The organism is Mesorhizobium sp. M0998 (genome assembly GCF_040318885.1).
Classification (GTDB): domain Bacteria; phylum Pseudomonadota; class Alphaproteobacteria; order Rhizobiales; family Rhizobiaceae; genus Mesorhizobium.
This window is the reverse complement of record NZ_JAMYND010000003.1, coordinates 38631-63858: the sequence shown is the minus strand read 5'-3', so window position 1 is coordinate 63858 and position 25228 is coordinate 38631. Positions and strand designations below refer to the sequence as shown.

Below are 25228 nucleotides of genomic sequence, written 5' to 3'. Positions count from 1 at the left end.
GCTAGCCTCCCTGCATCGGCGAGAGGATTTCGATCCGGTCGCCGTCGTTCAATTGGAATTCCGCCCGGCTGGCTTTGTGCACGAGGTCGTTGTTGACGGCGGTCGCGAGCCAATCGCCCTCATAGTCAAGCGCGGCAAGCAGCTCGGCCAGCGTGGTGGCGGCAACCTCATGCACTTTGCCGTTGACCATCAGTTTCATGAGCAAGCTCCACGGGTTTGTCGTGATTGAAGACAATTTCGCCCGCCAGGCGCGCCATGGCGGGGGCGAGAAGAAAGCCATGGCGATAGAGCCCGTTGATCGCGACGGTGTCTCCGCTCATTTCGACGCGCGGCAGATTGTCGGGAAAGGCTGGACGGACGCCGACGCCGGCTTCAACGATCCCGGCCCCGCCAAAGGCCGGATGGAGGGCATACGCAGCACCCAGAAGCTCCATCATCGAACGCGCCGTGACCGGTCTGGCGGACCGGCTTTCAATCATCGTCGCACCGATCATGAACTGGGCGTCGGCACGCGGTACCGCATAGAGCGGAAAGCGCGGATGCAGCAACCGGACCGGGCGCGACAGCGAGAAGTCTGGCGTGTTTAGGATCAGCATTTCGCCGCGAACGCCGCGAAGCCTGTCATCGACGGCGGCCATCCCCGGGCAGTCGATCTGACGATCGAAACCGGAAACATGCCGGGCGTCGGTGCCGAAGTGGAATTTGACACCCATGGCTGCGAGCTTGTCATGAAGTGCTGCCATCGCCTGGCGCGGGTCGAGATGAGCCTCATCTGGGAAGAGCAGTCCGCGCCGGAAGCGGCCGGCGAGGTCGGGTTCCAGGAGCGCAATTTCGTCTTCATCGACACGCCGATGGCCCGACGTGCGGCTGGCGAAGCGGTCGAGCTCGCCGGCATCACGCGGGGCGGCCACGACAAGTGTTCCGCCCCGTGTCACCTGACCCGGCAGCACCGCATCCCACCAGTCGGCAGCGTCACGTCCAAGGTCCAGCACCGGCTGCTCGGCGCTTTCACGCTCGCACCATGGCGCCAGCATGCCGCCGGCGAACCACGACGCATTGCCTCCAAGGCCATGCCGGATCTCGGCGACCGTGACCGTCGCGCCGCGGGCGGCGAGTTCGAAGGCGGCGGTGAGGCCGGCGACGCCGGCCCCCTTTATCAGCACCTTCATGATGGCTTACCTGGCTGAGGCGTGAGCGGTGCGCCGATCTCGTCCGCTGGCACGTAGAGATCGCCGCCCTCGCGGTATTTCGCCGCCATCGCCGCCATGCCCTCTTTCTGTGCCTCGGCGCGGATGTCGTGAGAGATACGCATCGAGCAGAATTTCGGTCCGCACATCGAGCAGAAATGCGCCAGCTTGTGCGCCTCCTTGGGCAAGGTCTGGTCGTGGAAGGACCGTGCGGTTTCGGGGTCGAGCGACAGGTTGAACTGGTCCTCCCAGCGGAACTCGAAGCGCGCGCGGGAAAGGGCGTCATCCCTGACTTTCGCCGCCGGGTGGCCCTTCGCCAGGTCGGCCGCGTGCGCTGCGATCTTGTAGGTGATCACGCCGGTCTTGACGTCATCGCGGTCGGGAAGGCCGAGATGCTCCTTGGGCGTGACGTAGCAGAGCATGGCCGTTCCGAACCAGCCGATCATCGCCGCGCCGATGCCGGAAGTGATGTGGTCGTAGCCCGGCGCGATGTCGGTCGTCAGCGGTCCAAGCGTATAGAACGGCGCCTCGCCACAGACGGCGAGCTGCTTGTCCATGTTCGCCTTGATCTTGTGCATCGGCACGTGGCCGGGCCCCTCGATCATCACCTGGCAATCTTTCGCCCAGGCGATCTGCGTCAGCTCGCCGAGCGTTTCCAGCTCGGCGAATTGCGCCGCGTCGTTGGCATCGGCGATCGAGCCGGGACGAAGGCCGTCGCCGAGCGAGAAGGAGACGTCATAAGCGCGGCAGATGTCGCAGATCTCCGCAAAGTGCTCGTAGAGGAAGCTTTCCCGGTGATGGTGCAGGCACCATTTTGCCATGATCGAGCCACCGCGCGAGACGATACCCGTGACCCGGTCAACGGTCAGCGGGATGTAATGCAGCCGCACGCCGGCGTGGATGGTGAAATAGTCAACGCCTTGCTCGGCCTGCTCGATCAACGTGTCGCGGTAGACCTCCCAGGTCAGGTCCTCGGCGATGCCACCAACCTTTTCGAGCGCCTGGTAGAGCGGCACCGTGCCGATCGGCACCGGCGAGTTGCGCACGATCCATTCGCGGATGTTGTGGATGTTGCGGCCGGTCGACAGATCCATCACCGTGTCGGCGCCCCAGCGGATCGCCCACACCATCTTTTCGACCTCTTCAGCCATCGACGATGTGACGGCGGAGTTACCGATATTGGCGTTGATCTTGACCAGGAAATTGCGGCCGATGATCATCGGTTCGCTCTCGGGATGATTGATGTTGGCGGGAATGATCGCGCGTCCGCGCGCCACCTCGTGGCGCACGAATTCAGGCGTGACGAAGTCGGGGATCGCCGCGCCGAAGGCCTCGCCGTCGCGCTCAAGCTTGCCGTGCAGGATCTCGCGACCAAGGTTCTCGCGGATGGCGACGAACTCCATTTCGGGCGTGATGATGCCAGCGCGCGCATAGGCAAGCTGTGTCACCGCCTTGCCGGTCTGGGCCCGGAGTGGCCGGTTGCGGACTGGAAATTCCGGTGTTAGGCGCTCGCCTGCCGCAAACCCATTGTCTTCTGGCCGGACGTGGCGGCCGTCATAGGCTTCGACATCGCCGCGCGCGGTGACCCATTCATGGCGAAGCCGTGCAAGGCCGTTTTCGATGCTGGTTTCGACAGTCGGGTCGGTATAGGGGCCGGACGGATCGTAAGCGGTCACCGGCGGCTCGCCTGCCGTCGGATGGACGGAGATTTCGCGCATCGGCACCCTGAGCTGCGGGTGGATGGTACCGGATTTGTGGATTTTGCGTGAGGCAGGCAGCGGTCCCGTCGACACGGCGGGGGTGAGGGCATTCATCTTGAGGCTCCTTTGCTCGTTGCATTGGAGACCCAGTTCTGTGCCGGAAGGATGAAAAGACGCTTCTAGCGACCTGCCGAAACAGGACCTCGGGCGTAAACTCCCGCAAAGCGCTTGCACCGTCCCTACGCCAGTATGAACTGGATCAGGTTCAACGGGTCACTGCGCCGCGAAAGCCAGCAGTATCTCAGCCCCTTGCCGGGACTCCCCTGGTGAATGCGTGAGGTTGGACGGGACCGCTCCGGTTTGTCAAGCGCGTTCTGGCCGCGGCTGATCGGCGGCCGGTCAGACCGTGCGGAAAAAATCGTGCATGTCTCGGCGACAAGTCAAGCATCGGAGATGAAGGCAGGGACAAGGGAATCGCAAACCGTCGGACTAAAATCGATCCTGATGATCACACCTTCAATGGGCACCAAAGGTTTGCGCGTAGATCGCCTCGATTCTTCCTGCCTCGTCACTGGTCAGCGCGGCGAATTCCTTCTCGCGCGCGCGGTTCGATAGATGGCCATCATTCTGGTGAAGAAAACGGAAGAGCAGATCGGTCAACCGCTCGGGCATGTCGATAAAGGCGTCCACCTGCTGCCGGAACTGATCGTAGCGCTGCAGAAATGCGGTTTCCTCGGGAAGGTCCCGTTCGATCGTCCGCTGAACGCAAGCATAGAGGAATTCGGCGTGCGGGGTTGCATCGAAGAACCGGTAGAAATCACCGGTGTCATTCAGCACCCGGACGTTGAATTGCGGCGTCGGTTCCCATTCCACCAACGGCAGAAGGCGCTGCGAATAGCTCTCGAGCACGCCCCTGTACTCGTTGATCTGGTCCAGGATCGCGGCCGAGACGGGAAAGACCACTCCCGGCGGATTGAAGCCGCGCATGGCAAGGACGTGGTGGATTAGGTAGCGGTGAATGCGGCCGTTTCCGTCCTCGAACGGGTGAATATAGACAAAGCCGAAGGCGAGGATTGCGGCGGCTACGACTGCATCAAGCTTTTGCGCGGGGCCCTGATCGAACGCCGCCATTCCATCGATTAGCCGCGGCAGGTCCTCGGGCCGAGCGCTGATGTGATCGGGCAAGGGCGTACCGTTGTCTCGATCATGCTCACCGACGAAACCTCCTTCTTTTCGGAAGCCAAGGTTTACGAAACGAGCGTCACCAAGTACAATTCTTTGCAGACGCAGCAGCTCATCGCGATCGATCGGCCAGCGGCCGGCTTCGCCGATGGCGCGGCCCCAGCGCTGGATGCGATCTTGCGGCGGGTGCTCGCCCTCGATCGCGTAGCTTGATCGCGAGTCTTTGAGCAAAAGAAAGGCGGCGGTCCGAGCAAGGAGGTCGCGCGGCACGTCCGCTACGATTGCCTCCGCGCGCCGCGGTAGTTCAAGGCCGATGAATTTTTCGAGAATCTTGGTGCGGAACACCAGAGGGCAGAACTCACGCGTGCCGGGGAGATTGTCCCTTACGCGATAGCGCGAAGCGGTCTTGTCGGGTCCGGGCCACTGCAGCTCGGGATCGACAACCGGAATGTATCGTCCGGCCTCCGCGTCCGGCAGATCGATACGCGCGTCCCTCAGCCATTCATATAAAAACCAGATGCGGCGGGCATAACTGCCGGTCGGGCTTTCACGGACCAGCGCCTCGATCGGCGCGGGACCGGTCACTTGGAACAGCCGCTTGAGGACGGCAAGGTCCAGTCCCTCGTACTTGAGCGCAAAGGTCAGGTGGCCTTCGAGGGTAGGATTTGGGGCATGGCGGGGGGTCATGATCCGCCAGCCATCCCGTTCGGTAATGCGATGATGCTCGCCAGTGGCGAACAACCTACGGGGCAAGGGCGCGGCGAGCCTGTAGGCTCCGATCAGGGCGCTGTACCCGGCCGGGGTCGCCGTTTCAGGAAGGCGGATTTCCTGAAAAACGGTAACAGGACCTGAAAATTGGTGCTGTTGCACCGCAGGCATGAAACGCGAATCCTTCCATTGAATTTTGGTTTAGTCGGCAAAACCTATGAAAAATGATCCTATCCCATGAAAAATGATGCCACAAGACAAATTTTCCGAAAACCGATTCTAAAACAGTGCTGAGGTCGATCAAGCAAGAACTCCGCCACCGGCTCAAGGAAGCGACTTCAGACCAAAAAGGTGAGTCCAGGAACCGCCATTCGCCCGTCTTAGTCACGAGGCCGGCACGGATGGCCCGCCTTACGTCGAGCCGGATTGCTCGAGCGCGCCGTTCGGGGCTCACTCATAGAGCGCTCCGGTGCGCGATCCCGATTTGATAGCCGCGATCACGCTCGCGACTGATCTTGGTGACGTGGCGGCGTCGGAGTAGAAAAGTGATGCAGGATCTCGGTGGCGTCGTGTGTGTGTGTGACCTGAAGTGAGTTCTCTGCGGTATGGGGGGCGGCACGCAGCGCGCGTCTTCTCGGCAAACAGATCGACGAAGCGGCACCGAAGGGAAGTTCCTGGCATTCATTCTCGCCATCGCTGCCCCAATTTGCCGATCGGACTGCCGATCGATCTCGCCCAATACTTTGCGCGCGCAAGGGCCGAAGCTGAACTGGGCGGCACCTGCTCATTCGGGAGCTGACTCATGCTTGGTGCCCGAGAGAGCTGTGCCTGATCGAATGCGTGAAATCGTAGCTCGGAGTGGAGAGGCTGACGCGGTCATCTGTCACCCGCCTTCGGGCTGTAACGGAAAGCGCGACATCGTCTCCAATGCTCGTTCCCCACGTCGAGGGGCCCAGCGGCTTGGCTACGGGGGGGACTGTCAGCTAGTGGCCGCTGGGCCTTGACGACCAGCGACCGTAAGAGGAGGCCCTGTGCTGGCTGACGAAAACTTGCGAGCAAAGCCACGGAAAAGCATCATTCGAACGAACTCTTTCGTCGAGACGAGGAGGGCAGTGAGGCGGTAGCCGCCGCTTTGAAGTTCTCCGGCAGCTGCTACGCTGGTCATTCCGAGGGTCGCAGTTGCGCTTGCGCCGTCATATCAGATAAGTCTAATAAAATAGGCGCCTGGCCATCGAACGCGCCGCGGCGCCCTTGGGTCGGCGCTATTCATCGGGTGGGCATGTCGGGCACGCAAGGGAGGACGAAATGAGACTGGTTCAGTCATTTGCATTTGCTGCTGTGCTGCTTCTTTCGTCTGCATTGTCTGCGGCCGCCCACTCGGCTCGTGAGGACATCGAAGCGGCGTTGGTAAAATTCATGGACGCCTTCAACAGCGGAAACGCAGCAGCGGTAGGTCAAATGTATACCGACGATGCCGCCCTGCTGCCACCCGACGGCAAACGCGTCGATGACCGCAAGGGCGTGGAAGAATTCTGGCAGGGCGCAATCAAGGCCGGGATGAAGAATCTCACCCTGAAGGCGCTGGAAGTGGAAGAGAGCGGGAATCTCGCCTACGAAGTTGGCGCATTTACGCTCGGTGTGCCGAGCAAAGGCGGTGCCCCTTCCACCGTTGCGGGCAAGTACATTGTCGTTTGGAAAAAAGAGGACGACGGGACGTGGCGCCTGCATCGGGACATCTGGAACTTTGGTGCGGCCCAATAGATTCCGCGACCCGTGAGGCCGGCGCGCGCAACAGTTCCAACGAAAGTCCATGGCAATAGTTTATGTGACTGAATTGATTAACAAAATTGAACGGACTTGATGGGTCTGCTCATCGAGTCGGCTCTGGATCTATCGCGCTACCGATCAGGGAGGCGGTAAGATTCGAGCTCAGCAGAACGGAAATTCCGGCTGACCACCACTTGCCGGGACTAGAGCGTTCTCCGGCTCGGCGCGCCGCTGAGGGCTCTTGTTCATTTGGTCGTGGGCAATCCGCGGTTCTCCAAGAACCCGTCCATCTCGTCAAATGCCATCTGAGCCGAGACAACTAATTATCATTGGGCAAAGTAGCGGCTCAACGGCTCCAGAAGAAAGCAGCCCCCCGATGCTCGTTCAACATTCGAGCCCGCATCGGGCAAGTCTTTCCACGTCCGGGTACGCCATGCTGCTTCGACCGCCCCTTTCTTCTTGCGGATTTAGGAATTCGAGCTTTTCGGTTGTTCCGATCATCCATTTGGGAAACGATCGATGCCGGCAAGCAAGGTTTTATGGGGCCAGATACTCACCGCCTTTCTGATCGTCGTCGCGACGACATGGGGAGCAACACAGTGGACGGCAGGGCGGCTCGGCTTTCAAAGCCAACTCGGTCCGCCGTGGTTCGAATTGGCTGGACAGCCCGTTTATCCGCCGCCAGCCTTTTTCTGGTGGTGGTTTTTCTACGACGCCTACGCGCCGAAGGTCTTCCTGGAGGGCGCGGCGATTGCGGCGAGCGGAAGCCCCATGGCTATCGTCGCAGCGATCGGGATGTCGCTGTGGCGGGGGCGCGAGGCAAAGGACACCACGACTTACGGCTCGGCGCGCTGGGCGACGCGAGACGAAATCAAGGCCGCTGGGATGATCGGTCAGGATGGGGTGATCCTGGGTATGTTGGGCCGACACTATCTGCGCCACGACGGTCCGGAACACGTGCTATGTTTCGCACCGACCCGAAGCGGCAAAGGCGTCGGCCTGGTCGTGCCGTCACTACTGACCTGGCCGGGTTCGGCAATCGTCCACGACATCAAGGGCGAAAACTGGGAACTGACGGCCGGATGGCGGGCCCGTTTCGGCCACGTGCTTCTGTTCGACCCGACCAATGCTGGATCAGCAGCCTACAATCCTCTGCTGGAGGTGCGACGGGGCGAGTGGGAAGTTCGAGATGTGCAGAACGTGGCGGATGTCCTGGTCGACCCAGAAGGCACATTGGAACGCCGCAACCACTGGGAGAAGACCAGCCATGCGTTGCTGGTCGGCGCAATACTGCACGTGCTCTATGCGGAGAAAGACAAGACCCTCGCAGGCGTGGCGAACTTCCTTTCCGATCCAGAGCGGCCAATCGAGGCAACGCTGCGCGCCATGATGCTGACGCGGCATTTGGGTGATGCAGGCCCGCATCCCGTCGTGGCGTCGGCTGCTCGGGAACTGCTTAACAAGTCCGAGAACGAGCGTTCCGGCGTGCTCTCGACAGCCATGAGTTTTCTGGGCCTCTACCGCGATCCAGTTGTGGCCAAGGTGACGTCATGCTGTGACTGGCGGATCGCAGACCTTGTCGAGGAGGCACGGCCGACGACGCTTTATCTGGTCGTACCGCCATCGGACATCAGTCGCACAAAGCCGCTGATGCGACTCGTGCTTAACCAGATCGGCCGCAGGCTCGCCGAAGATCTTCACGCGAAGGATCACCGGCAGCGTCTTTTGATGCTGCTGGACGAGTTTCCCGCGCTCGGCAGGCTCGATTTCTTCGAAAGCGCGCTGGCCTTCATGGCCGGGTATGGCATCAAGTCGTTCCTGATTGCACAATCGCTCAATCAGATCGAGAAGGCCTACGGACCGAACAATTCCATCCTCGACAATTGTCATGTGCGGGTGAGCTTCGCCACCAATGACGAAAGGACGGCCAAGCGCGTCTCAGACTCTCTGGGGACCGCGACCGAGTTGCGCGCCATGAAGAACTATGCGGGGCACAGATTGTCGCCCTGGCTCGGGCATCTGATGGTGTCGCGGCAGGAAACGGCGCGTGCACTGATGACGCCGGGCGAGATCATGCAACTGCCGCCGACCGAGGCGATCATCATGATCTCGGGCCAGTTCCCAATCCGTGCGAAGAAGGCACGCTACTTTGCCGACCCGCGTCTTGCCGAGCGTGTCTTGCCGCCACCAAGGACCGGAGGGACAACGCAGAACGCTCGCCCTGACGACTGGACCGACACGACACTTCTTGCTGGGCCGGAAGGCAAATCTCGCAAGCTGAGGCTTGCCAGGGATCAGCAGGACGAGGATCCGGCCAATGGCGGCATTCGCCGCCAGCCCGAGCTTCCCGAACACGAAGACATCGCGCCGGAACGAACGGCACGCTGCGACGATGAGTTCGACCTCGACAGGGACGAGCCCGATGATGACGCCGTTCGTCGCCGCAGTGTCGATCAAGCCATGAGACGCGCAGCTCGTCAGGCCGCCCTTGACCCCAATGATGGCATTGAGCTTTGAGCGCATGAAGAACGCCAAGAAAAGACGTCTGTCTGCCTATCTCGACCCTGACATAATGAGGGCACTGGCGGATTACGCTGGGCGGCGCGAGGTCTCGCTGTCACTGGTCGCCGAGGCTGCGCTCGCGTCGTTCCTGTCGCCTGATGCCGAAGAACGAAAGCAAGCGGCGATCACTCGCCGCCTCGACCAGATCGATCGACGCGTGCAGCGGGTCGAGCGGGACGTCGGAATTGCTATTGAGACGCTAGCATTGTTCGTCCGGTTTTGGCTCAACTCGACTCCAGCCTTGCCGGAATCGGCGCAAGCGGAGGCGCGCGCCAAGGGCTTGCAGCGCTACGACAATTTCGTCGATGCGCTCGGTCGCCGGCTCAGCAAAGGACCAAGGCTCAGGCAGGAGATAGCCGACGATGTCCCGCCAGTGCCGCCAGCGAGCCGATAAGGCGCGTGACGCCAGATTGAAGCGTCTCTCGGGACCGTGATCTTTCCGACGGGTTGGTATCTGCTCGCGCACCGTTCCTAAACGTGCCCACAAAGTTCGGGTGGTAAGCGAGCGGACGTCGTATGTCTGCTTTGCTCCATTCCAGACAACATTAGTCTAATCAGATCAAAACGACTATCGAATCGATTGCGCAAACGTTTCGATGGCACTATGGTTATTGTATCCGCCAGGACAGAGCGGGTTTAAAGCGCAACATCAGGGAGGAGCGCTTGCGAGTAGCACTCCGTTTGAGCCGCAATGGCAACGATGGTTGAGGTAGCCCGTCGTGCCGGGGTGTCGGTCTCAACGGTGTCACATGTGATCAACCGCACGCGCTTTGTCTCGCCTGCGAAATCGAGAGCCATTAACGAAGCGATTGCTTTGCTTGGATATCAGCCCAATGGGCTGGCGCGTTCCCTCAAGGTCGCTTCAACCAACAGCGTCGGCTTGGCGATTTCGGCGATCTCGAACCCGTATTTCACTGACATCATCTGTGCCGTGGAAGCGGAATGCGCGCGTCTTGGCCTCATGGTTTTCCTTTCCGACACGCAGGACGATCCTGATCGGGAGCTTGCGGTCGTTCGCGCCTTCCATCAACGACGTGTTGACGGCGTTATTTTGGCGCCCTCGGGTGCCCCAGAGCGAGCCACCAATTACCTTGCCGAGAAAATGGTTCCCTGCGTTCTGATCGACCGGTTTGCCGACGAACGATTTGACCAGATCGGCGTTGAGAACCAATCTGCGATGCGCGCTCTTATCGATCACGTCGCATCCTTCGGCCATCAGCGGATTGGGTTCATTGCAGGGCAGCCGGGCCTTGCTACGACGCGCGAACGTATCGATGCGTTCAAGTCAGCTTTGATGGCTAACGGACTTGCCTACGTGTCGGAATATCTGCAGCCAGGGAACGTCGACACGGCGAGCGCTACGGCATCGACCCGCGCGATGTTGTCGTTGCCTTCGCCGCCTACGGCCTTGGTCACCGGCAACAATATGGCGACGATCGGAGCGGTCCGAGCGGTTCGCGAAAAAGGTCTCGAAATACCTCGGGATCTTTCACTTGTCGGCTTTGACGACTTCGAATGGGCCGATTGTTTTGAGCCGCAACTGACCCTTATTGCGCAGCCTTGCGCCGAAATCGGGCGGCAGGCCGCATCGCTGCTTAGCGCCCGAATTGCATCAACGGATACAGAGCCCCGCTCGGTGCGGCTTCAGGCGACGCTGCATGCCCGTCAATCCTGCGGGAGGCCGGCATGAGCGCGCCGCTTCTATCGGTGACAGGGGCCGTGAAACGCTTCGGCGGCGTTCAGGCACTACGCGGTGTCGATTTTGATCTCAAGCCAGGCGAGATCCACGCCCTGCTGGGCGAGAACGGCGCCGGCAAATCGACATTGATGAATCTGCTGTCGGGAGTTTACGCACCCGACGAAGGTACAATCCAGATTGACGGCAAGCCGGTGCGGTTCAACAACCCGCGCGAGGCGCAGACGGCCGGAATTGCGACCATTTTTCAGGAGCTTGATCTCGTTCCAACGCTCGATGTGGCGTCAAACCTCTTCCTTGGCCGCGAATTGATGCGCTCGGGCGGACTGCTCGATGTGGCGGGGATGCGCCGCGAAGCTCGCAAGCGTCTGGAAGCTATCGAACTGGCTATCGATCCCGCCGGGCTAGTCGGCGACCTCTCGATAGGGCAACGCCAGGTCGTTGCGATCGTCAAAGCGTTGTCCTATGCGACGCGGGTCCTGATCATGGACGAGCCGACGGCGGCCCTAACGGTGGGCGAGGTCGAGAGGCTGTTCGACATCATGCGCAAGCTCGCCGCCAGTGGCGTCGGCATCGTCTATATCTCCCACCGTCTGGAGGAAGTGCCGCAGATCGCGGACCGGGTGACGGTGATGCGGGACGGACGTGTAGCTGGCATCACCGATCCGCACACACCGCAGGCCGAACTGGTGCGGCTGCTCGTCGGGCGCCCACTGGACGAACTCTATCCCCAGCGCACGACGGCCGTCGGCCGGGCTCTGCTCAGCCTGCGCAATGCCAGCTTCCGGCTAGCGCGCGAAAGCGCCGGCTGGCAGGCCCCGACAGGGCTTTCACTCGAGGTGCATGAAGGCGAGATCGTCGGGCTGGCCGGCATCATGGGGGCAGGGCGCACCGAGCTCCTGAGCGCGCTTTACGGCACCGGCCTTTCCGGCCAATGGGAGGGCGGCGTGGTCATTTCCGGCCGTCCGATCAAGCTTGATTCGATCAGAGCCGCGCGCCTTGCCGGCATCGCCTTCGTCACCGACGACCGCCGTGGCAGTGGCCTAATGCTGAGGATGGCGGTTGGCCTCAACCTCGTCATGTCGGTGATCCGGCGAATATCGCCGGGCGGACTGATGTCACCGGGCCGCCAGGCCGAGGCGGTGAAACAATCGTTCGGCCAGTTCGACATTCGGCCGAAGAATCCCGACATCGCGGTCGGCGCGCTGTCCGGCGGCAACCAGCAGAAGGTGGTGCTGGCCAAGGAGATACTTGGCAATCCCCGGCTCTTGCTGCTCGACGAGCCGACGCGCGGCGTCGATGTCGGCGCCAAGGGCGAGATCTATCAGCGGCTGCGGCAGTTGGCTGCACAAGGCCTGGGCATCCTAGTTGCCTCCAGCGAAATGCCGGAGCTGATTGGCCTGTGCGACCGCATCGTGGTGCTGCGCCAGGGGCGCAATGTAGCGGAATTCACCGGTGGCGTTGACGAGCACACCGTGATGGCAGCGGCAAATGGCAGGGAGGCGTGATGTCCGAACAGAAGATTTCGGTTGCGAGCGGTCCGGTGCTAGCCGCACCGGCCGCAAAGCATCGCGATCCACTCGCGCTGATCGTGCGCTTCCAGAGCTTGATCGGCCTGGTGCTGGTGGCGATCGGCGGCGTCATCTTCTCGCCCAGGCGCCATGGCGAGATACTGTTCCTTGCGCCCGACAATATGGCCAACATCGTGCGCGCCGTGTCGGAGACCGGCATTATCGCCGTCGGCATGACCTTCGTCATTATCACCGCCGGCATCGACCTTTCGGTGGGGGCAGTGCTTGGTCTCTCCAGCGTCGTCACTGCGACGATGATGATCTCCGGCGGCTTCGGGCTTATCCCGACCATTCTCGCGGTGCTGGTAATGGGCACCGTCTTCGGCGTGATCCAGGGCACCATTTCCAGCCGCTTTCGGCTTGAGCCGTTCATCGTCACGCTCGCCGGCCTGCAGGCGGCGCGAGGTCTCGCGCTGGTCGTTTCCGGCAACCAGTACATTAATATTTCCTATGGCGAGGGGCCCGGCCTGGCGCCACCTGTCTTCGCGGTACTGGGCGAGCGCCTGTTCAACAACACAGTGCCGGTGGCGACCATCGTCTTCATCGTCTTCGCCGCGATTGCTACCCTGGTACTGAATACCACGCGCTTCGGCCGGTATGTCTTTGCCGTCGGCGGCAACGAGCGAGCGGCGCGCATTTCGGGCGTTCCGGTCTCTATGGTCAAGATCTCGGTCTACGCCATTACCGGATTTGCCGCCGCCCTTGCCGGCATCGTGCATGCGGGTCAGTTCAACTTCGGCAGCGCCAATGACGGTATGGGCTATGAGCTCACGGCCATCGCGGCCGTGGTCATCGGCGGCACCAGCCTGTTCGGCGGCGCCGGCTCGATGATCGGCACCGTTGCCGGCACCATCATGCTCGGCGCGCTCGCCAACATCCTTCAGCTCAACAACATTACCCCCGCCATGCAGCTGCTCGCGACCGCCGCGATCATCGTTCTGGCGGCAGTGCTTCAATCCCTCGTTCGCCGCCGCGAGGGTTTGGGACGATAGGAGGCCGGCGGCAGCATTTGGAAGACCATGAAACCAAGGTCTGGCCATAGGCCCGACGAGGAGGAGAGCAAGCATGACAACGATGGAAAAAGGATCGAGGCGCGCCCTGCAGGTCGCCTTTCTGGCAGGCTCTTGCCTGTGCATGGCGGGTGCTGCCCAAGCGGCCGACCCGATGGTCAAGGCCTGCGCCAAGGACGGCCAGTTCATCATCGGCTTTTCGCAGGCGAACAATGCCGAGCCCTACCGCCAGCATGTCAATGACGAGCTGACCGCGGCGGTCAAGGATGTGCCGCAGTTCACGCTGCAGATCGCCGACGGCGCCGGCAACGTCAACACGCAGACCTCGCAGGTGGACAACTTCATAACCCAGAAAGTTGATCTGCTGTTGATCTCGCCCTTCGAGGCAGCACCCATGACCCCGGCGGTGAAGCGCGCGATGGATGCCGGCATTCCCGTCATCGAACTAGACCGCAAAACGGTAGGCGACCCCGGCAAGGACTACACCGCCTTCATCGGCGGCGACAATTACAAGATCGCGCTCGAAGCGGGCAAATACACCGCAAAGACCCTGCTCCCGGAAGGCGGCGAGGCGGCGGTGCTTGAAGGCCTGCCGAGTTCGACGCCAGCGGTGGAGCGGCTCAACGGCTTCAAGGACGGTGTGAAGGAGAATGCCAAAATCCAAGTGGTGGCCGAACAGGCCGCCGACTGGGTGCCCGACAAAGCTCAGACCGCCTTTTCCGCCATGCTGCAAGCGCACCCGGACATCAAGGTGCTCTATGCCTCGAACGACATGATGGCGGCGGGTGCGCTGCTCGCAGCCAAGGGCGCTGGCAAGCAGGTCAAGATCATCGGCACCGATGGCCTGCCGGGTCCGGCCGGCGGCATCGAGGCCGTGGCCAAGGGCGACTGGGCGGCAACCTTCACCTACCCGACCGGCGCCAAGGAAGCGATCGAGATGTCGAAGAAGATCCTGCTTGAGTGTGCTTCGTCGGTGGAGCCGACGGTGACGGTGGACACGACCGCGATCACGCCGGAAAATGCCAAGCAGATGATGGGAAACTGAGGGCAGGGCCGACAGCAGAGTTGATACGGCAAGGCCCCGGGAGTGGGCCTTGTTGTTTTTGGGAGCGAGCCGGCGTGGTCGTCGTCACTCAAAACTCCGGCTAGAAAAATCCCGGCGGTCGAAGGACGGCAAGCAGTTGAGCGCGTAGACGGCTTCAGCCCGTCTCGCCGCGATTTCAGCTGGATCTTGCAAGCAGCCTTGTCACGGGCTCGTTTCCATTTGGTTGGCGCCAGGCACTCGCGCAAAGCGCGAAAAGCGCCTCTATTCCGGGTTAAACCCGTGACGCCGATGACCGCCACCGTCACCGCCGCCGCCCTCTCGAGAAAAACTTCGGCGCTTATGAAGATACCTCCGTCCGCAATCCGGTCGTCATCACCAAAACGGCGGCACGCGCCGTGCTGCTGGCCTACGGGGGTTTTGTCCGGCTGTTGAGCGCGACAGGCGGGTCGAGCTGATAGCGGAGCTCAACAAGGACGATATCGCTGCGGTCGAAGCCTCCGCATGGAGCCCAGTCTCGACCATCTCACGACGAGCTCTCTGAGCCAAAACCAAAGTCGCACAGGTCTTCCGATATTCCTATCTCTGGCATTGGCACACCGGGAAGGCGCGGAGAAGGCGACAAGGACCGGCCCGCCTGGTGCTGGCGCTGGTCGGCCCCACAAAGCACGTGGACAATACAAGTCTAGCGTTTCGTCGGCGCCAGGTGTTGCTTGCTACCTCGCGGCTAGCCTACCGCAGGTCCAGCTGCAACAGGCCGCTATAATCCTCCGTCGCCAGGAAGAAGCCCTCGTCGATCGCCTTGGCTCTGAAAGCGGGATCGTCGCCGAGGTTGCGAAATTCCGGCTTCAATGTGCCTGATGCATCGAAGTAGCGATCTCGAAAGGTCGCCCGGTCAAGCCCGGCATAGTCTTTACCCTGACCTGCGACCGTGCAGGATTTCAGTTCGGTTTGGTCGGCAGCGTCCGCCGGGAAACTCTTCCTTGCAAAATCCATGGGACCGATGCCTGGAGCAATGCTGCGGGGGAATTGCGTGACGCACCGCTTCGTCGCGTCACCCGCAGCGATCGTCAGATCGAAATAGGGAGGCCTCAGCCCCTTGGTCGCGAGGTAGGCAAAGGCACGAATGCGATTGGCTGCCTTCAACGTATCAAGGTCGGTCGTCTCCAGAATGCCGCCATCGATGGTGAGCTTTCCCGACCCGCCAAGTGCGGCAATTTGCTTCTGCAGCCAGTCTGCGTCACGATCGATCCAGGTCAGGAAATCGAGTGGCATCGCTTGCGGCTCCTTCATCTGCGGGTTCATGGATTGAGCGAGGGCCGCCGCAGTGATGAGCATCGCCAGCCCGGCCAGCGCTGCCGTAGAGAGAGGGAAGTTACGCATGTCATGCCTCCGTCCTTCTGCGTTGCCGCGAATCAGTTGTAGTGGTTGCGCGGCTTGATACCGAGCATGTCGCGCAATTGGTTCTCCGTTATGTCGTCAGGCCGCGGCGTTCCGCCGACACCGACGGTCCGCGCTTCCTCGTCCATGGAGGTATGTGGCTTTCCATCAAGCCCGTTGTAGGTGGCTGGACCCATGCCGGAAATCTGTCCCGCCTGGATGTGGGAGGCGTGGATCTGCTCATGGGCGAGCACGATGCCGGGATCGGCCGGGTTTGTCGCGACCGTGCCGGTCGATTTGTCGAACTCGCTCGACGTGCGGATACGAGCTGCCGCCGGATCGTAAGAGATGACCGCTCCTCCCGGTGTCGTCGTCGGATCCTTCGTGTGATCGGCGAGGTCGGTTCCGGTGCGGCCGGCCACGTTCTGGATCGTCACCGTTTCTGGGCTGTCGACAATCCTCTTGGTGAGTTCGCGCCCTGTATCCATCCCGGTACCGGGTACGAAGAAGTCCTTGACGTCGAGCCAGGCGCCGTGGAGCCAGCTTTGCGAAACCTCGCCGGTCTTGCTGTCGACTCGGGCAGTCGGGTCTGTGCGTTGGATATCCTCCTCAACTTGCCGCCGATAGGCGGCATCGCCGGCCACGATCTCCTTGAGACCTGTCGGGTCGATATAGGCCATCGGATTATTGTTGGCATATGCGAAGAGATTGCATGATGTGGGGTTGCCGGTGCAGCGCTCAGGATCGCCGACATACAGCGGGTCGGGTGAGACGAAGCGGCCAAGGGCCGGATCGTAGTAGCGGGCACCGAAGTAGTAGAGCCCGGTATCGTCGTCGAGATATTTGCCGGTGAACCGATGGTGGGTTTTTTCGCGCGGCAACTCGCCCGAAATATCCGTCAAGTGATCGGCCCAGGCAGGAGCCAGTACTTCCGGCTTGTGCTCGGTTCCGTATGCGCGATAGAGCATTTGCTCGACCGGGGCGCCGCCCGAGGCGATCACATAGTCGCTGCTCTCGATATGATCCTTGAGGTAATAGAACCATTTACCGGTGCCGTGCTCGAGCCGCACCAACTTGGTCGAGGCAATGTTGACATAGCTCTCTTCGCCCTTTGGGCCGACCTCGAATGTCTCCACTGGATAGAGATAAAGCTGGTCTGGCTTCGATCCGTCCGGAGTAACGACCTTCTTGTATAGGCGTCGACCGGTCTGGTCGTAGCCGTAGAAGACGTCGTTGGTCGCGGTTTGCGCTCGGATGAGCCGGCCGTTGATGTCAAAGACAGTGCCGGTAAGGTTCGGCGACGTCGCCAGCTGGCCGAAGCCATCGAAACCATATGGCTTGGACGCGCTGCCGGTCGGAATGAGGCCGGTCGCGCTGGCTGCCGCCGGGACAATCCGTGCTCCGGGATCGAGCTCGTCATTGCGGGCGAAGGTGCCGGCAGGCGAATAGCCGAATTCGGCATGCTTGCCATAGCGATCGATACTCACGAGCTCGTTCTTGAAGTCATAGTGAAAGGTGCCGGAACGGTCGACATGGGTCGCGTCGCCGGCGCCACTGCCCAGCGCATCGACGATCTGTGTGATGGAGCCGTTCGAGTTGAAAGCCATGGTCAAGTCCTGCAGCGGAACGCCTCCCGCTTGCGAGACGATATGCGTCAGGAACAGCGTCGTCGGATCGTAGGTCATCTGCGTGAAGGCGCCGAGCCGGTAGTTGACGCGCTCGACCCGTCCTTCCGGATTGTACGTGATGTTCTCGATCACTTTCTGCGGGCCGGCGAAGTCCGGATGGGATACCGTCACGGAGCGGAGATTCTTGTCCGGTCCGAGCGCGAATTTCGACGTCAGGCCGCGTGGGCCGATCGATGAATCGATCCGGCCATCAAGCGTGTGATGGAAGCGATCGGCATACTTTGCGTGGTTGATCTCCACCTCGTTGGCGGTCATGCGGCCGTTCGCGTTGTAGGCGTAGCGTTCGGCCGCATCGAACAGGCCGTTGGGATCGTGGATGATGACCTCGGTTATTTTATCGAGCGGCAACGCGATCGGCACTTCGAACCCGGCCGCAGAGGCTATCTCGACGCCCCGGTCGTAGCGGTATTCGAGATGGAGGACACCGTCGTCAACCTCTGTGAGCTTGCGGTTAAGGAAGTCGTAGGTGGACGTCTGCACGGAAGCTTCGCCGTTCACGCCGACGCGCGCGATCGCTGATTGCCGCCCGCGCGCGTCGTAGAAGGCGTACCGGTCGCCCATTCCGGGGATCGACTGGAATTCGATGTCGCCGACCGAATTGTAGATCAACCGTCGAGGCGCAGTTTCGCCCGGCAGCCAAATCTCGCTCAAATAGCCGAAGGAATCGCGCACGAAGCGGGAAATTTGCATCACGCCGTCGCCATTGGCGGCGATGAAGCCGGTCACCCCGTTCTCGTTGCTGAGCGAATATTCCTCGCTCCGCACCGTACCGTCGAACTGATCGGCATAGGTCGTTATTGTGTGCGTGCCCCAAGGCCCGAAGGTCATCTCGGAAACCTTGCCCGACGGGTAAGACTCACGCACCATGCGGCCCGTTGCGTCGTAGGTATATGTGTTGCCGATTTCGTGATCCGGACGCGGAACGTCGCCCAGCTCGAAGACCTTCTGCAGGTTCAGATCGTCGATACCGCCGAAGCTCCTGACGACGAATGGGGTCCAGCGGAAGACCAGTTTCTCGTTGCGATTGTAGAGCGCGAAGTTGCGGACCCGCACGCCCCCCTCGGCAACGCTTTCCAGGTCGGCGATCTGGTTGCCGCGGGCGTTGTAGGCGGCGAGCTCGGCAATGAATTCGCTCTCGCTTTCCGGAGTTTGGGCAGCGCTTGCGTAACGGCGCTTCGATGTCAAGATCAGTGAGGGCAGGCCGCTCTCGCCGATCTTGTAGCTGTAGAATTTCTCCGCACCGTCGGCTGCCACCTCATGGATCCTACGGCCGAGCGCGTCATAGTCGTTGGTGACGACCATGCCGAGGGGAGTCATCATCGTTCGCACAGCTCCGGCCCGTGGCCCGTCGTAGGTCATTGACGTGATCTGGTTGAGCTCAGGCGCACCACCCGCCATCTTGGTGTGGCTCATCGGCAAGGTGCCGGTCTCTTCGTAGAGAACGGCCTCTGTCTGCCCAAGGTCGTCCGACAGCGCGGTGGTGTTGCCGAAGACGTCATAGCCCATTCTCTTGGTGAGGGTGCGGGTGGCGTTGCGGAACTGCTCGAGCGACGCCGGCAAGTTGCTGAGGCCGGAAAAGACTTCGAGTGTCCGGGTGCCCATGCGACCGCCCGCGTCGGCTAGATAGGTGAAGCTTTCACGGCTGAGCAGTCGCGTTCCGGTTAGGATACGGCGCTCGGATGCGGCGTTGACAATGCCGAGCGCGGCGAGATCGGCACGCGACTGCCCATACCCGGTCTGGGTGGTGCGGCTAAAGCCCTGAACGGTCAAATCCGCGGGTCCCGGGATATCGCGAACCTGCACAGTTTCCGAGGCGGGCATATTGAATTCGTCGAAATCGGCATACGTCTGGACCTTCACCGGGTCCTTACATTCGGGATCGGCCGGGTCCTGCTGTTCGGCGTCGCCGGCGGAACCGGTCAGCGTCTCCTTGACCTTTCTGAGATAGGACGAGCCGTCGCCACGCGAAAACGTCTCCCACACCGACGACTCGCACTTCAACATCATCCCGGTCGTCGGCAGCTTCTGGGTGCGCGTGGCGGTCGACAGCGAGTGCAGCGCCGCCGCCGACGGATCGAGCGTCTCGGTCGTCTCCGCGCTCGCGACGAGCGTCGCCTCGGGCTTCACTTCATAGGTCTTGCGGATCTTCAGTTTGCCGGCGAGGTTCAGGTCAGCCGCCGTTTCCGCGAAGGTGTAATACTGTTCGCGATCGAGGCTTGAGCGCTGCGTGACCCGCTGGCCGGCCGCGTTCTCGTCGCCGTACGCGATCCTCTCGACGTCCGAGAAGCCGATAAAACGGCGATTGATCACATCGTAAAATGGATTGTGGTAGAAATATTCGTCCGTCTGCACTTGGGCGCGAACCTGGCCGGGTATGCCCTGCGACGTGACGAGTTGCTTGGCAACGACAACGGGAAAATGCAGGTTGCGCGTCGGCTGGCCGTTGGCGCGGTCGCGCAGCATCTCGTCGATCGAAGTCGCATAGCGAATGTCGTGCCGGCGGCCGGAATCGAAGTCGACGACCGTGAGCAGGTTGGCCTTGACCAACTGCACCGTGTCGGTGCGATTGAAGTCAATCACGACGACGGGCTTCACCTCGTCGCCGGACGGCTTCTGGAACACGATGATTTCGCTCTGGCCGTCGCCGTCGATGTCTGCGACGCGCGAAGCGAAGGTCTGCGTCGACGCGCCAAGTTGAACCCGCAGATTGAGCGCGATGCTGAGCGGATCCTTCAGGTAGGTCCCGTCGCCGAAGCCGAGCCAGACGCGCATCTGGTCGGTGCGCTCGCCCATCGACGCGAAATCGATGATGCCGTCGCCGTTGGCGTCGATGTACCACATTGTGGCGAGATTATCGCCGGGCTGCATGCCGCCAATCTTCGAGAAGCTGCCGTGACCGCAGACCGGATCGTTGATCGCGACGTCGCCAAACAGCAGCGCATTCGGGTCCTTCGAGAACATGTTGCCCTGGTTCTCATAGAGGCAGAAGCCCTGATCAGCCGGACGGATGACGACGAGATCGGGCAGCCGGTCGCCATTGATGTCAACCATCCGCACATTGTTGCGGCCGAGTATCTGGCCGTCCTGACTGTTGAATGGGAACGCTTTGGTAAGCGCTCCGAAATTGACGCTGTAACCCCCGTCGGCCTGGCGCCGGGTGAGATTGAGAAATATCCGCCATTCCGTGCGGCCATCAGCATTGAGGCGCGTCGTGACGATGTCGGACAGGCTGTCCATATTAACGTCGGCGAAGCGGCCGTTGCCGCCCGCGAATGTCGTCGGCGAGACGCCGGGCAGCGGGATCGAGCGGCCGAGATAAGAGAAGGTCCCGTCGGCCTTGCCATCATAGACGTGCATCAGCCCGTCTTCGATTTCGACGATATCGACGAAGCTGTCGCCAAGGATATCGGCAAAAGCGAAGCGATTGTCGGTGAGCCGGGGGGCGATCTGGCGCATTAGTCCAGCCTCGGTCGGACGCGACAGCACGAGTTGGCTGGTGTCGCCAAAGGCGCTGTTCAGGTCGCCGCTTCCGAGATGCACTGTCGCGCCGTCATCCTTGGTCTGCACGATGTCGACCAGTGCATCCATGTTGAGGTCGGCCAATTCGAAATTCTGCGGCGGGATGTCGCCGGCGAACGCCATTTTCGGCGCTTCGAACACCACGGGGCGCGACGCCAGTTCGGCGCTTGTCCACGATGAATAGCCGAAATGGATGTCCGGGAACTTCAGCGTCGATTGCGCCAGCGCCTCGCCGCCGGTGTCACCATACCGGTAGAGCACGCGAAGCTGGTCGAGCACATTGACCGACTGCGCGTCGATGAGCGGCGTGAGGTCGGCCTGAGCCTTCGCCAGGCAGTCCGGATGCGCCCGGACGACGAACTTCGACGTGTCACTGGTATCACGGCCGACATATCCCATGCACCATTGGGCGTAGACGGTGTCTTTGAACTTGGCCGTCACCTTGCCGTAGAGCCGGGCGTTCTCCTGTTTGCTGCCATTGGTGTGGCTTACGAGCGTCGATTGCGTCTCGATCAGCTCGAACTGATAGCTGCTCTGACCGCCGGCGAAGCTGGCCTTTGTCAGGTAGCTGCGTCCACCGAAACGCTGGTACTCGTAGCGGATGGCTTCGCGGTTGGCATTGAGCTGCAGCACCAGCGGCCATTTCGTGACGTAGGGCGCGGCTACATCGAAATTGCCCTCCGCCACGGAGGAATCGCCGCTGAAGATCAGCCGTGTTCCGTTGGCGTTGATCACCTCGAAACCGGAGGAGATGGTGTCGGTGTGTAGGCCGCCCGTCAGGTCGAGCGAAAGGACGTCGAACGCGCCAGTGTGGTAGAGGATCTTGACGAAATCCTCGGCATATTCGGGCTTGTACTCCCAGACGCCGTTCTGGTTGCCGAGGAAGATGAGTCGCGCGCCCATATACGACAGGCGGGAGAAGAAATCGCCGCCTGGCTTGGTGCCGGGCACGGCCGTGCCGAGATCGTCATTGACGGCGATCGCCTGGGTATTGAACTGCCAGCCGATACCGAGCCCGTTGCCGGTATCGCCCGCGAACTGGCTGTAGGTGAGGCTCAGTTGCGGCCCGAACTGGCCGCGCGTCGGCAGGGTGGGTAGCGGCACGGTGAAGTTCGCCGATCCCGTATTGTTGTTCAGCGTGAAGCTGCCTTCCTCCTGCGTGACAGTGCCGCCCGCAGCGGGCAACTGCACGATCGACGTCGCAGATTTGTCTTCGGCGCCGGCCGGTGAGCCGAGTACTGCGGCGCCAGCGGCCAGGGCTGCGAGGGCGGTAAGGGTCTTTGTGAACATGGGACTACCTCTCCGGATGCAGGCACTACTGATGAATTTGCGGACCCACGATGATGAGCTGTAAGCAGTTCGGGCGCGGACAGATGACCGAGGGCTGGACGGCGATCGCGTCGTGCAAGTGAATGTTTCCATCGAAGATGCGCCACGGCTCACGGTTGCAGGCTTCGGCGACTTGAGGAAGGAGCGGCTGCGGGAAGGAGCAGATCGGATTGTTGCCCAGATAGGTCTTTCCGATCACCGGATGGACGCTAGCGAAGTTCTCGATCCGATTGCCTCTCAGATCGACGACTGACAGCGCCGGAAGCGAGCCGAGCGGCAGCGCATCGAAGACCCGGTTGTTGCGCAGATCGATATCCGACAACGCCGGCATGTTCGATAGATTGCCGACATTGGTGATCTGGTTGTCGTTCAGGTAGATGTATTTGAGCCCGCTCGATCCGAAGCGCGGGATCGCGGATAGCCGGTTGGTGGCGAGGTTCAGTTTCTGAAGTCCTGTCAGCGAAGCGATCGGCGACGCGTCGGTGATCACATTGTCGAAGAGGTTAAGTTCGCCCAGCGCCCGGAAATGGACCACGGGGTTGACGGCGATGATCGATTTCTTGTTCAGAGTCAGGCTGGTCAGTGACTGCGCCCAGTTCTGCGCTGCACTGCAATCTGCGCTGTCGACGTGGTCGGCCTGCATGCGGCTGTCGAGCGCCGCCATGAAGCCGCGGGCGTCGCCGAGCGCAATAGAATCGAACCGGTAGACGATGCAGTATTCAGCGAAGCTGGCGTATTGCAGCGGCAGATTGCGCATGCCGGCATCCTCGAGCAGCGGCAGGTCCGCCAACGGCGTCACGGATTGTACGTGTGTGTTCGAGAAATAGAGCTTTGTCAGCTTGTTGAGCATCCCGATGCCGATCAGGTTCGACAGGGGATTGCCGTCGATGTTCAGTTGTTCGAGGCGGCGCAGCTGGAGGATGCCCTGGATCGAGGGGATCTGGTTGTTGCGGATCCAAAGCTTCGTCAGCCCCGGTACCGCCGACAGCGCCGAGACGTCGGACAATTGGTTGTCGGACAGGTCGATGGAGGTCAGATTTCCCATCACTGGGAAGAGCGAGACGCTGGTCAACCCGCGGTTCTTCGCATCGGCGAACTGGCGCGAACTGAGATCGTCATAGGCTCTGCCGCAAACAGTCTTGCCCGAGATCGATAGCAGCGCGTTCACTTCCGCGGTTTGCGCGGGCGTTAGAAAGTCGGTCTGGTTCCGCATCATACATGCCGACAGGAAGTCGCTCGCCTGCACGGGATTGTCGGAAAGATCGAGACTGATCAGGCCCGACAGCGCTGCCAGCGGTCTGACATTGGCGATCGAATTCTTCGACAGGTTGAGTGTGCCGAGATTGGTCAGGCCGGCAAGCGGCGAGACGTCCGTGATGGCATTGTTGGACAGGTTGAGCGAGGTGAGTTGCGGTAAGGTGGCGAGCGGACGCAGGTCGCTGACGATCTTCGACGACAGATCGAGTGCGGTGGTCGCCAGCAGCTTGTTGCCGACCACCAAGCACGTCCCGCCACCCTCCAGTTCGACCATGGCTCGTATGGTTTGCCCAAGCGGGGTCGCCGCGTCGCGGTGCAGCACGCACAGGTCAACGAAGCTCTGCCCGCCATTCGCCACGATTGGATTGCCGCTGAGATTGATGGCCAGCGTCGAGGGGAAGCTGCCGAGATTGGCGAAGGTCTCGATCTTGTTGTTGGCGAGGTTCAGACTGGTCAGGCCGCCGAGCGCGCTGAGCGGATCGAGCATGTCGCCCGTGAGGCCATTGTTGGCGATGGACAGGATCGAGAGCGCCTGCAGGAATTGCAGCGGCTCAAGGCTGGCGATCTTGTTGTCGTCGAGTGTGAGGTTCGTCAGCAACGCGAGCGCCGACAGCGCGCGGATGTCGGTGATGTCGTTGTCGGAGACGTCGGCCCGCGTCAGCGCGATCAGTGGCGCCAGGGCGTTGATGTTGCTGACGTGATTGCCGGAAATATCAAGAAAGGTCAGTGTCTTGAGCTTGGCCAGCGGCCCGAGTTCGGCGATCGAGTTGTTGCCGGCGATCGACAGGCTGGTGAGGTTCGTCAGCACCGCAATCGGCTCGAGTGATTGCACGCCCTTGCCGCTCAGGTTCAGCGTCGTGATCGATTCCAGGAAGGTCTGTGCGGTGGCGCAGGCGGCCGGGTTGCCGAGCGCGGAGACTCCGCCGGGCGTTGAATCGAGCACCGCCATCACGGTCGCCGTTTCAGCCGGCGTGCGGTCGCCCTTGATGCACCATTTCGCGAAGGTGGTCGGCTTGTTGACCAGCGGCGCGCCCGAGAGGCACGTGATGGTGTGGATCTTGCCGGCGAAGAACGGCGTGGGGTCGGCGTTCAGCGCCTGGTCGAGATTGAGCTTCAACTCGGTGACCAGCGGTGCGCAGGATGGAATGTAGAGCCGGTCGGAAAATGTCGTCGCGCCGAAGTCTGAGGGAAATTGCAAGTAGTAGATGAGGCCGCTGCCATTATCGTACGCGAACACCTTTATTGGGTATGTCTCGCCCGAGGGGCACAGCAGCGGATTGGCGGCCGGATCCGCGGCGGCGATCGCGCTGTCGACGGCGGTCAACACCTCCGAGGGAACCGTCGCGAAGCCAAGTCCGCGGATCACTGCTTCCTCGTCCGCCTGGTCCTTGCAGCGGATGCGGTAGCCGCGCCCGTCGGAGATAAGCAACGGATAATGCAGCCGGTTCGCCTCCAGCGCCGGATCCTCGAACAGCACAACCTTCGGCTCGTCCGCGCGGGCCGGGCCGGCGGCGGCGGCCACGAGCATGACCAGAACAAGGAGCAGCGATTGGCCGATGCGGTTCATCTGGTTTCTCCTTTCGAGGCTCAGGCTGATCGATGCGGCTCAATCAGCCCGAACCAATGGCAG

14 protein-coding genes and 1 riboswitch are annotated in these 25228 nt (G+C 61.5%); of the genes, 7 read left to right on the top strand and 7 right to left on the bottom strand.

What is annotated here, in order from left to right:
• Position 1: 1 nt before the first annotated feature.
• The 4 genes from thiS to NKH59_RS03695 all read right to left on the bottom strand — a co-directional run bounded on the left by thiS (position 2) and on the right by NKH59_RS03695 (position 4948).
• A complete protein-coding gene (gene thiS, locus NKH59_RS03710) occupies positions 2–199 on the bottom strand; it encodes a sulfur carrier protein ThiS (protein ID WP_023679205.1) in 198 nt (65 codons plus the stop codon).
• Positions 168–1169, bottom strand: a complete 1002-nt coding sequence (gene thiO, locus NKH59_RS03705) for a glycine oxidase ThiO (RefSeq protein WP_352849830.1) — start codon at positions 1167–1169, stop codon at positions 168–170. The genes thiS and thiO overlap by 32 nt, the downstream gene beginning before the upstream one ends.
• The gene (gene thiC, locus NKH59_RS03700; protein ID WP_353020986.1) at positions 1166–3001 is read right to left on the bottom strand and encodes a phosphomethylpyrimidine synthase ThiC; all 1836 of its coding nucleotides are present in this window, start codon (positions 2999–3001) and stop codon (positions 1166–1168) included. The genes thiO and thiC overlap by 4 nt, the downstream gene beginning before the upstream one ends.
• A gap of 104 nt (positions 3002–3105) precedes the next feature.
• A riboswitch (TPP riboswitch) is annotated at positions 3106–3222 on the bottom strand.
• Positions 3223–3403: 181 nt separating this feature from the next.
• Positions 3404–4948 (bottom strand): Fic family protein, encoded by a 1545-nt coding sequence (locus NKH59_RS03695; protein WP_353020983.1) that lies wholly within the window; start codon positions 4946–4948, stop codon positions 3404–3406.
• A gap of 1134 nt (positions 4949–6082) precedes the next feature.
• Here NKH59_RS03695 and NKH59_RS03690 point away from each other — a divergent pair.
• From NKH59_RS03690 to NKH59_RS03660, 7 genes are all read left to right on the top strand, one after another.
• Positions 6083–6538, top strand: coding sequence for a YybH family protein (locus NKH59_RS03690; protein WP_353020980.1), 456 nt, complete (start codon positions 6083–6085; stop codon positions 6536–6538).
• Positions 6539–7063: 525 nt separating this feature from the next.
• Positions 7064–9061 (top strand): conjugal transfer protein TraG, encoded by a 1998-nt coding sequence (locus NKH59_RS03685; protein WP_353020978.1) that lies wholly within the window; start codon positions 7064–7066, stop codon positions 9059–9061.
• A gap of 4 nt (positions 9062–9065) precedes the next feature.
• Positions 9066–9500, top strand: coding sequence for a CopG family transcriptional regulator (locus NKH59_RS03680; protein ID WP_352502910.1), 435 nt, complete (start codon positions 9066–9068; stop codon positions 9498–9500).
• Positions 9501–9797: 297 nt separating this feature from the next.
• Positions 9798–10796, top strand: coding sequence for a LacI family DNA-binding transcriptional regulator (locus tag NKH59_RS03675; protein WP_352540063.1), 999 nt, complete (start codon positions 9798–9800; stop codon positions 10794–10796).
• Positions 10793–12310 (top strand): sugar ABC transporter ATP-binding protein, encoded by a 1518-nt coding sequence (locus tag NKH59_RS03670; RefSeq protein ID WP_352502908.1) that lies wholly within the window; start codon positions 10793–10795, stop codon positions 12308–12310. The genes NKH59_RS03675 and NKH59_RS03670 overlap by 4 nt, the downstream gene beginning before the upstream one ends.
• Positions 12310–13365, top strand: coding sequence for an ABC transporter permease (locus NKH59_RS03665; protein ID WP_353020975.1), 1056 nt, complete (start codon positions 12310–12312; stop codon positions 13363–13365). Before NKH59_RS03670 ends, NKH59_RS03665 begins: the two co-directional genes overlap by 1 nt.
• A 73-nt stretch (positions 13366–13438) precedes the next feature.
• The gene (locus NKH59_RS03660; RefSeq protein WP_353020972.1) at positions 13439–14428 is read left to right on the top strand and encodes a substrate-binding domain-containing protein; all 990 of its coding nucleotides are present in this window, start codon (positions 13439–13441) and stop codon (positions 14426–14428) included.
• Between the two features lie 729 nt (positions 14429–15157).
• On the opposite strand, the gene NKH59_RS03655 is transcribed toward NKH59_RS03660, so the two are convergent.
• The 3 genes from NKH59_RS03655 to NKH59_RS03645 are packed head-to-tail and all read right to left on the bottom strand — an operon-like array spanning position 15158 to position 25165.
• Positions 15158–15808: a hypothetical protein gene (locus NKH59_RS03655; protein WP_352502906.1), complete on the bottom strand. Its 651-nt coding sequence runs from the start codon at positions 15806–15808 to the stop codon at positions 15158–15160.
• 32 nt (positions 15809–15840) lie between these two features.
• Positions 15841–22302, bottom strand: coding sequence for an RHS repeat-associated core domain-containing protein (locus NKH59_RS03650; RefSeq protein WP_353020969.1), 6462 nt, complete (start codon positions 22300–22302; stop codon positions 15841–15843).
• A 25-nt stretch (positions 22303–22327) separates the two neighbouring features.
• A complete protein-coding gene (locus NKH59_RS03645; RefSeq protein WP_353020966.1) occupies positions 22328–25165 on the bottom strand; it encodes a leucine-rich repeat domain-containing protein in 2838 nt (945 codons plus the stop codon).
• Between the last annotated feature and the right edge of the window lie 63 nt (positions 25166–25228).

Excerpts from the sequence above, each read along its gene's own strand:
- thiS (WP_023679205.1), bottom strand. The coding sequence starts at position 199 with ATGAAACTGATGGTCAACGGCAAAGTGCATGAGGTTGCCGCCACCACG.
- thiO (WP_352849830.1), bottom strand. The coding sequence starts at position 1,169 with ATGAAGGTGCTGATAAAGGGGGCCGGCGTCGCCGGCCTCACCGCCGCC.
- thiC (WP_353020986.1), bottom strand. The coding sequence starts at position 3,001 with ATGAATGCCCTCACCCCCGCCGTGTCGACGGGACCGCTGCCTGCCTCA.
- NKH59_RS03695 (WP_353020983.1), bottom strand. The coding sequence starts at position 4,948 with ATGCCTGCGGTGCAACAGCACCAATTTTCAGGTCCTGTTACCGTTTTT.
- NKH59_RS03690 (WP_353020980.1), top strand. The coding sequence starts at position 6,083 with ATGAGACTGGTTCAGTCATTTGCATTTGCTGCTGTGCTGCTTCTTTCG.
- NKH59_RS03685 (WP_353020978.1), top strand. The coding sequence starts at position 7,064 with ATGCCGGCAAGCAAGGTTTTATGGGGCCAGATACTCACCGCCTTTCTG.
- NKH59_RS03680 (WP_352502910.1), top strand. The coding sequence starts at position 9,066 with ATGAAGAACGCCAAGAAAAGACGTCTGTCTGCCTATCTCGACCCTGAC.
- NKH59_RS03675 (WP_352540063.1), top strand. The coding sequence starts at position 9,798 with ATGGCAACGATGGTTGAGGTAGCCCGTCGTGCCGGGGTGTCGGTCTCA.
- NKH59_RS03670 (WP_352502908.1), top strand. The coding sequence starts at position 10,793 with ATGAGCGCGCCGCTTCTATCGGTGACAGGGGCCGTGAAACGCTTCGGC.
- NKH59_RS03665 (WP_353020975.1), top strand. The coding sequence starts at position 12,310 with ATGTCCGAACAGAAGATTTCGGTTGCGAGCGGTCCGGTGCTAGCCGCA.
- NKH59_RS03660 (WP_353020972.1), top strand. The coding sequence starts at position 13,439 with ATGACAACGATGGAAAAAGGATCGAGGCGCGCCCTGCAGGTCGCCTTT.
- NKH59_RS03655 (WP_352502906.1), bottom strand. The coding sequence starts at position 15,808 with ATGCGTAACTTCCCTCTCTCTACGGCAGCGCTGGCCGGGCTGGCGATG.
- NKH59_RS03650 (WP_353020969.1), bottom strand. The coding sequence starts at position 22,302 with ATGTTCACAAAGACCCTTACCGCCCTCGCAGCCCTGGCCGCTGGCGCC.
- NKH59_RS03645 (WP_353020966.1), bottom strand. The coding sequence starts at position 25,165 with ATGAACCGCATCGGCCAATCGCTGCTCCTTGTTCTGGTCATGCTCGTG.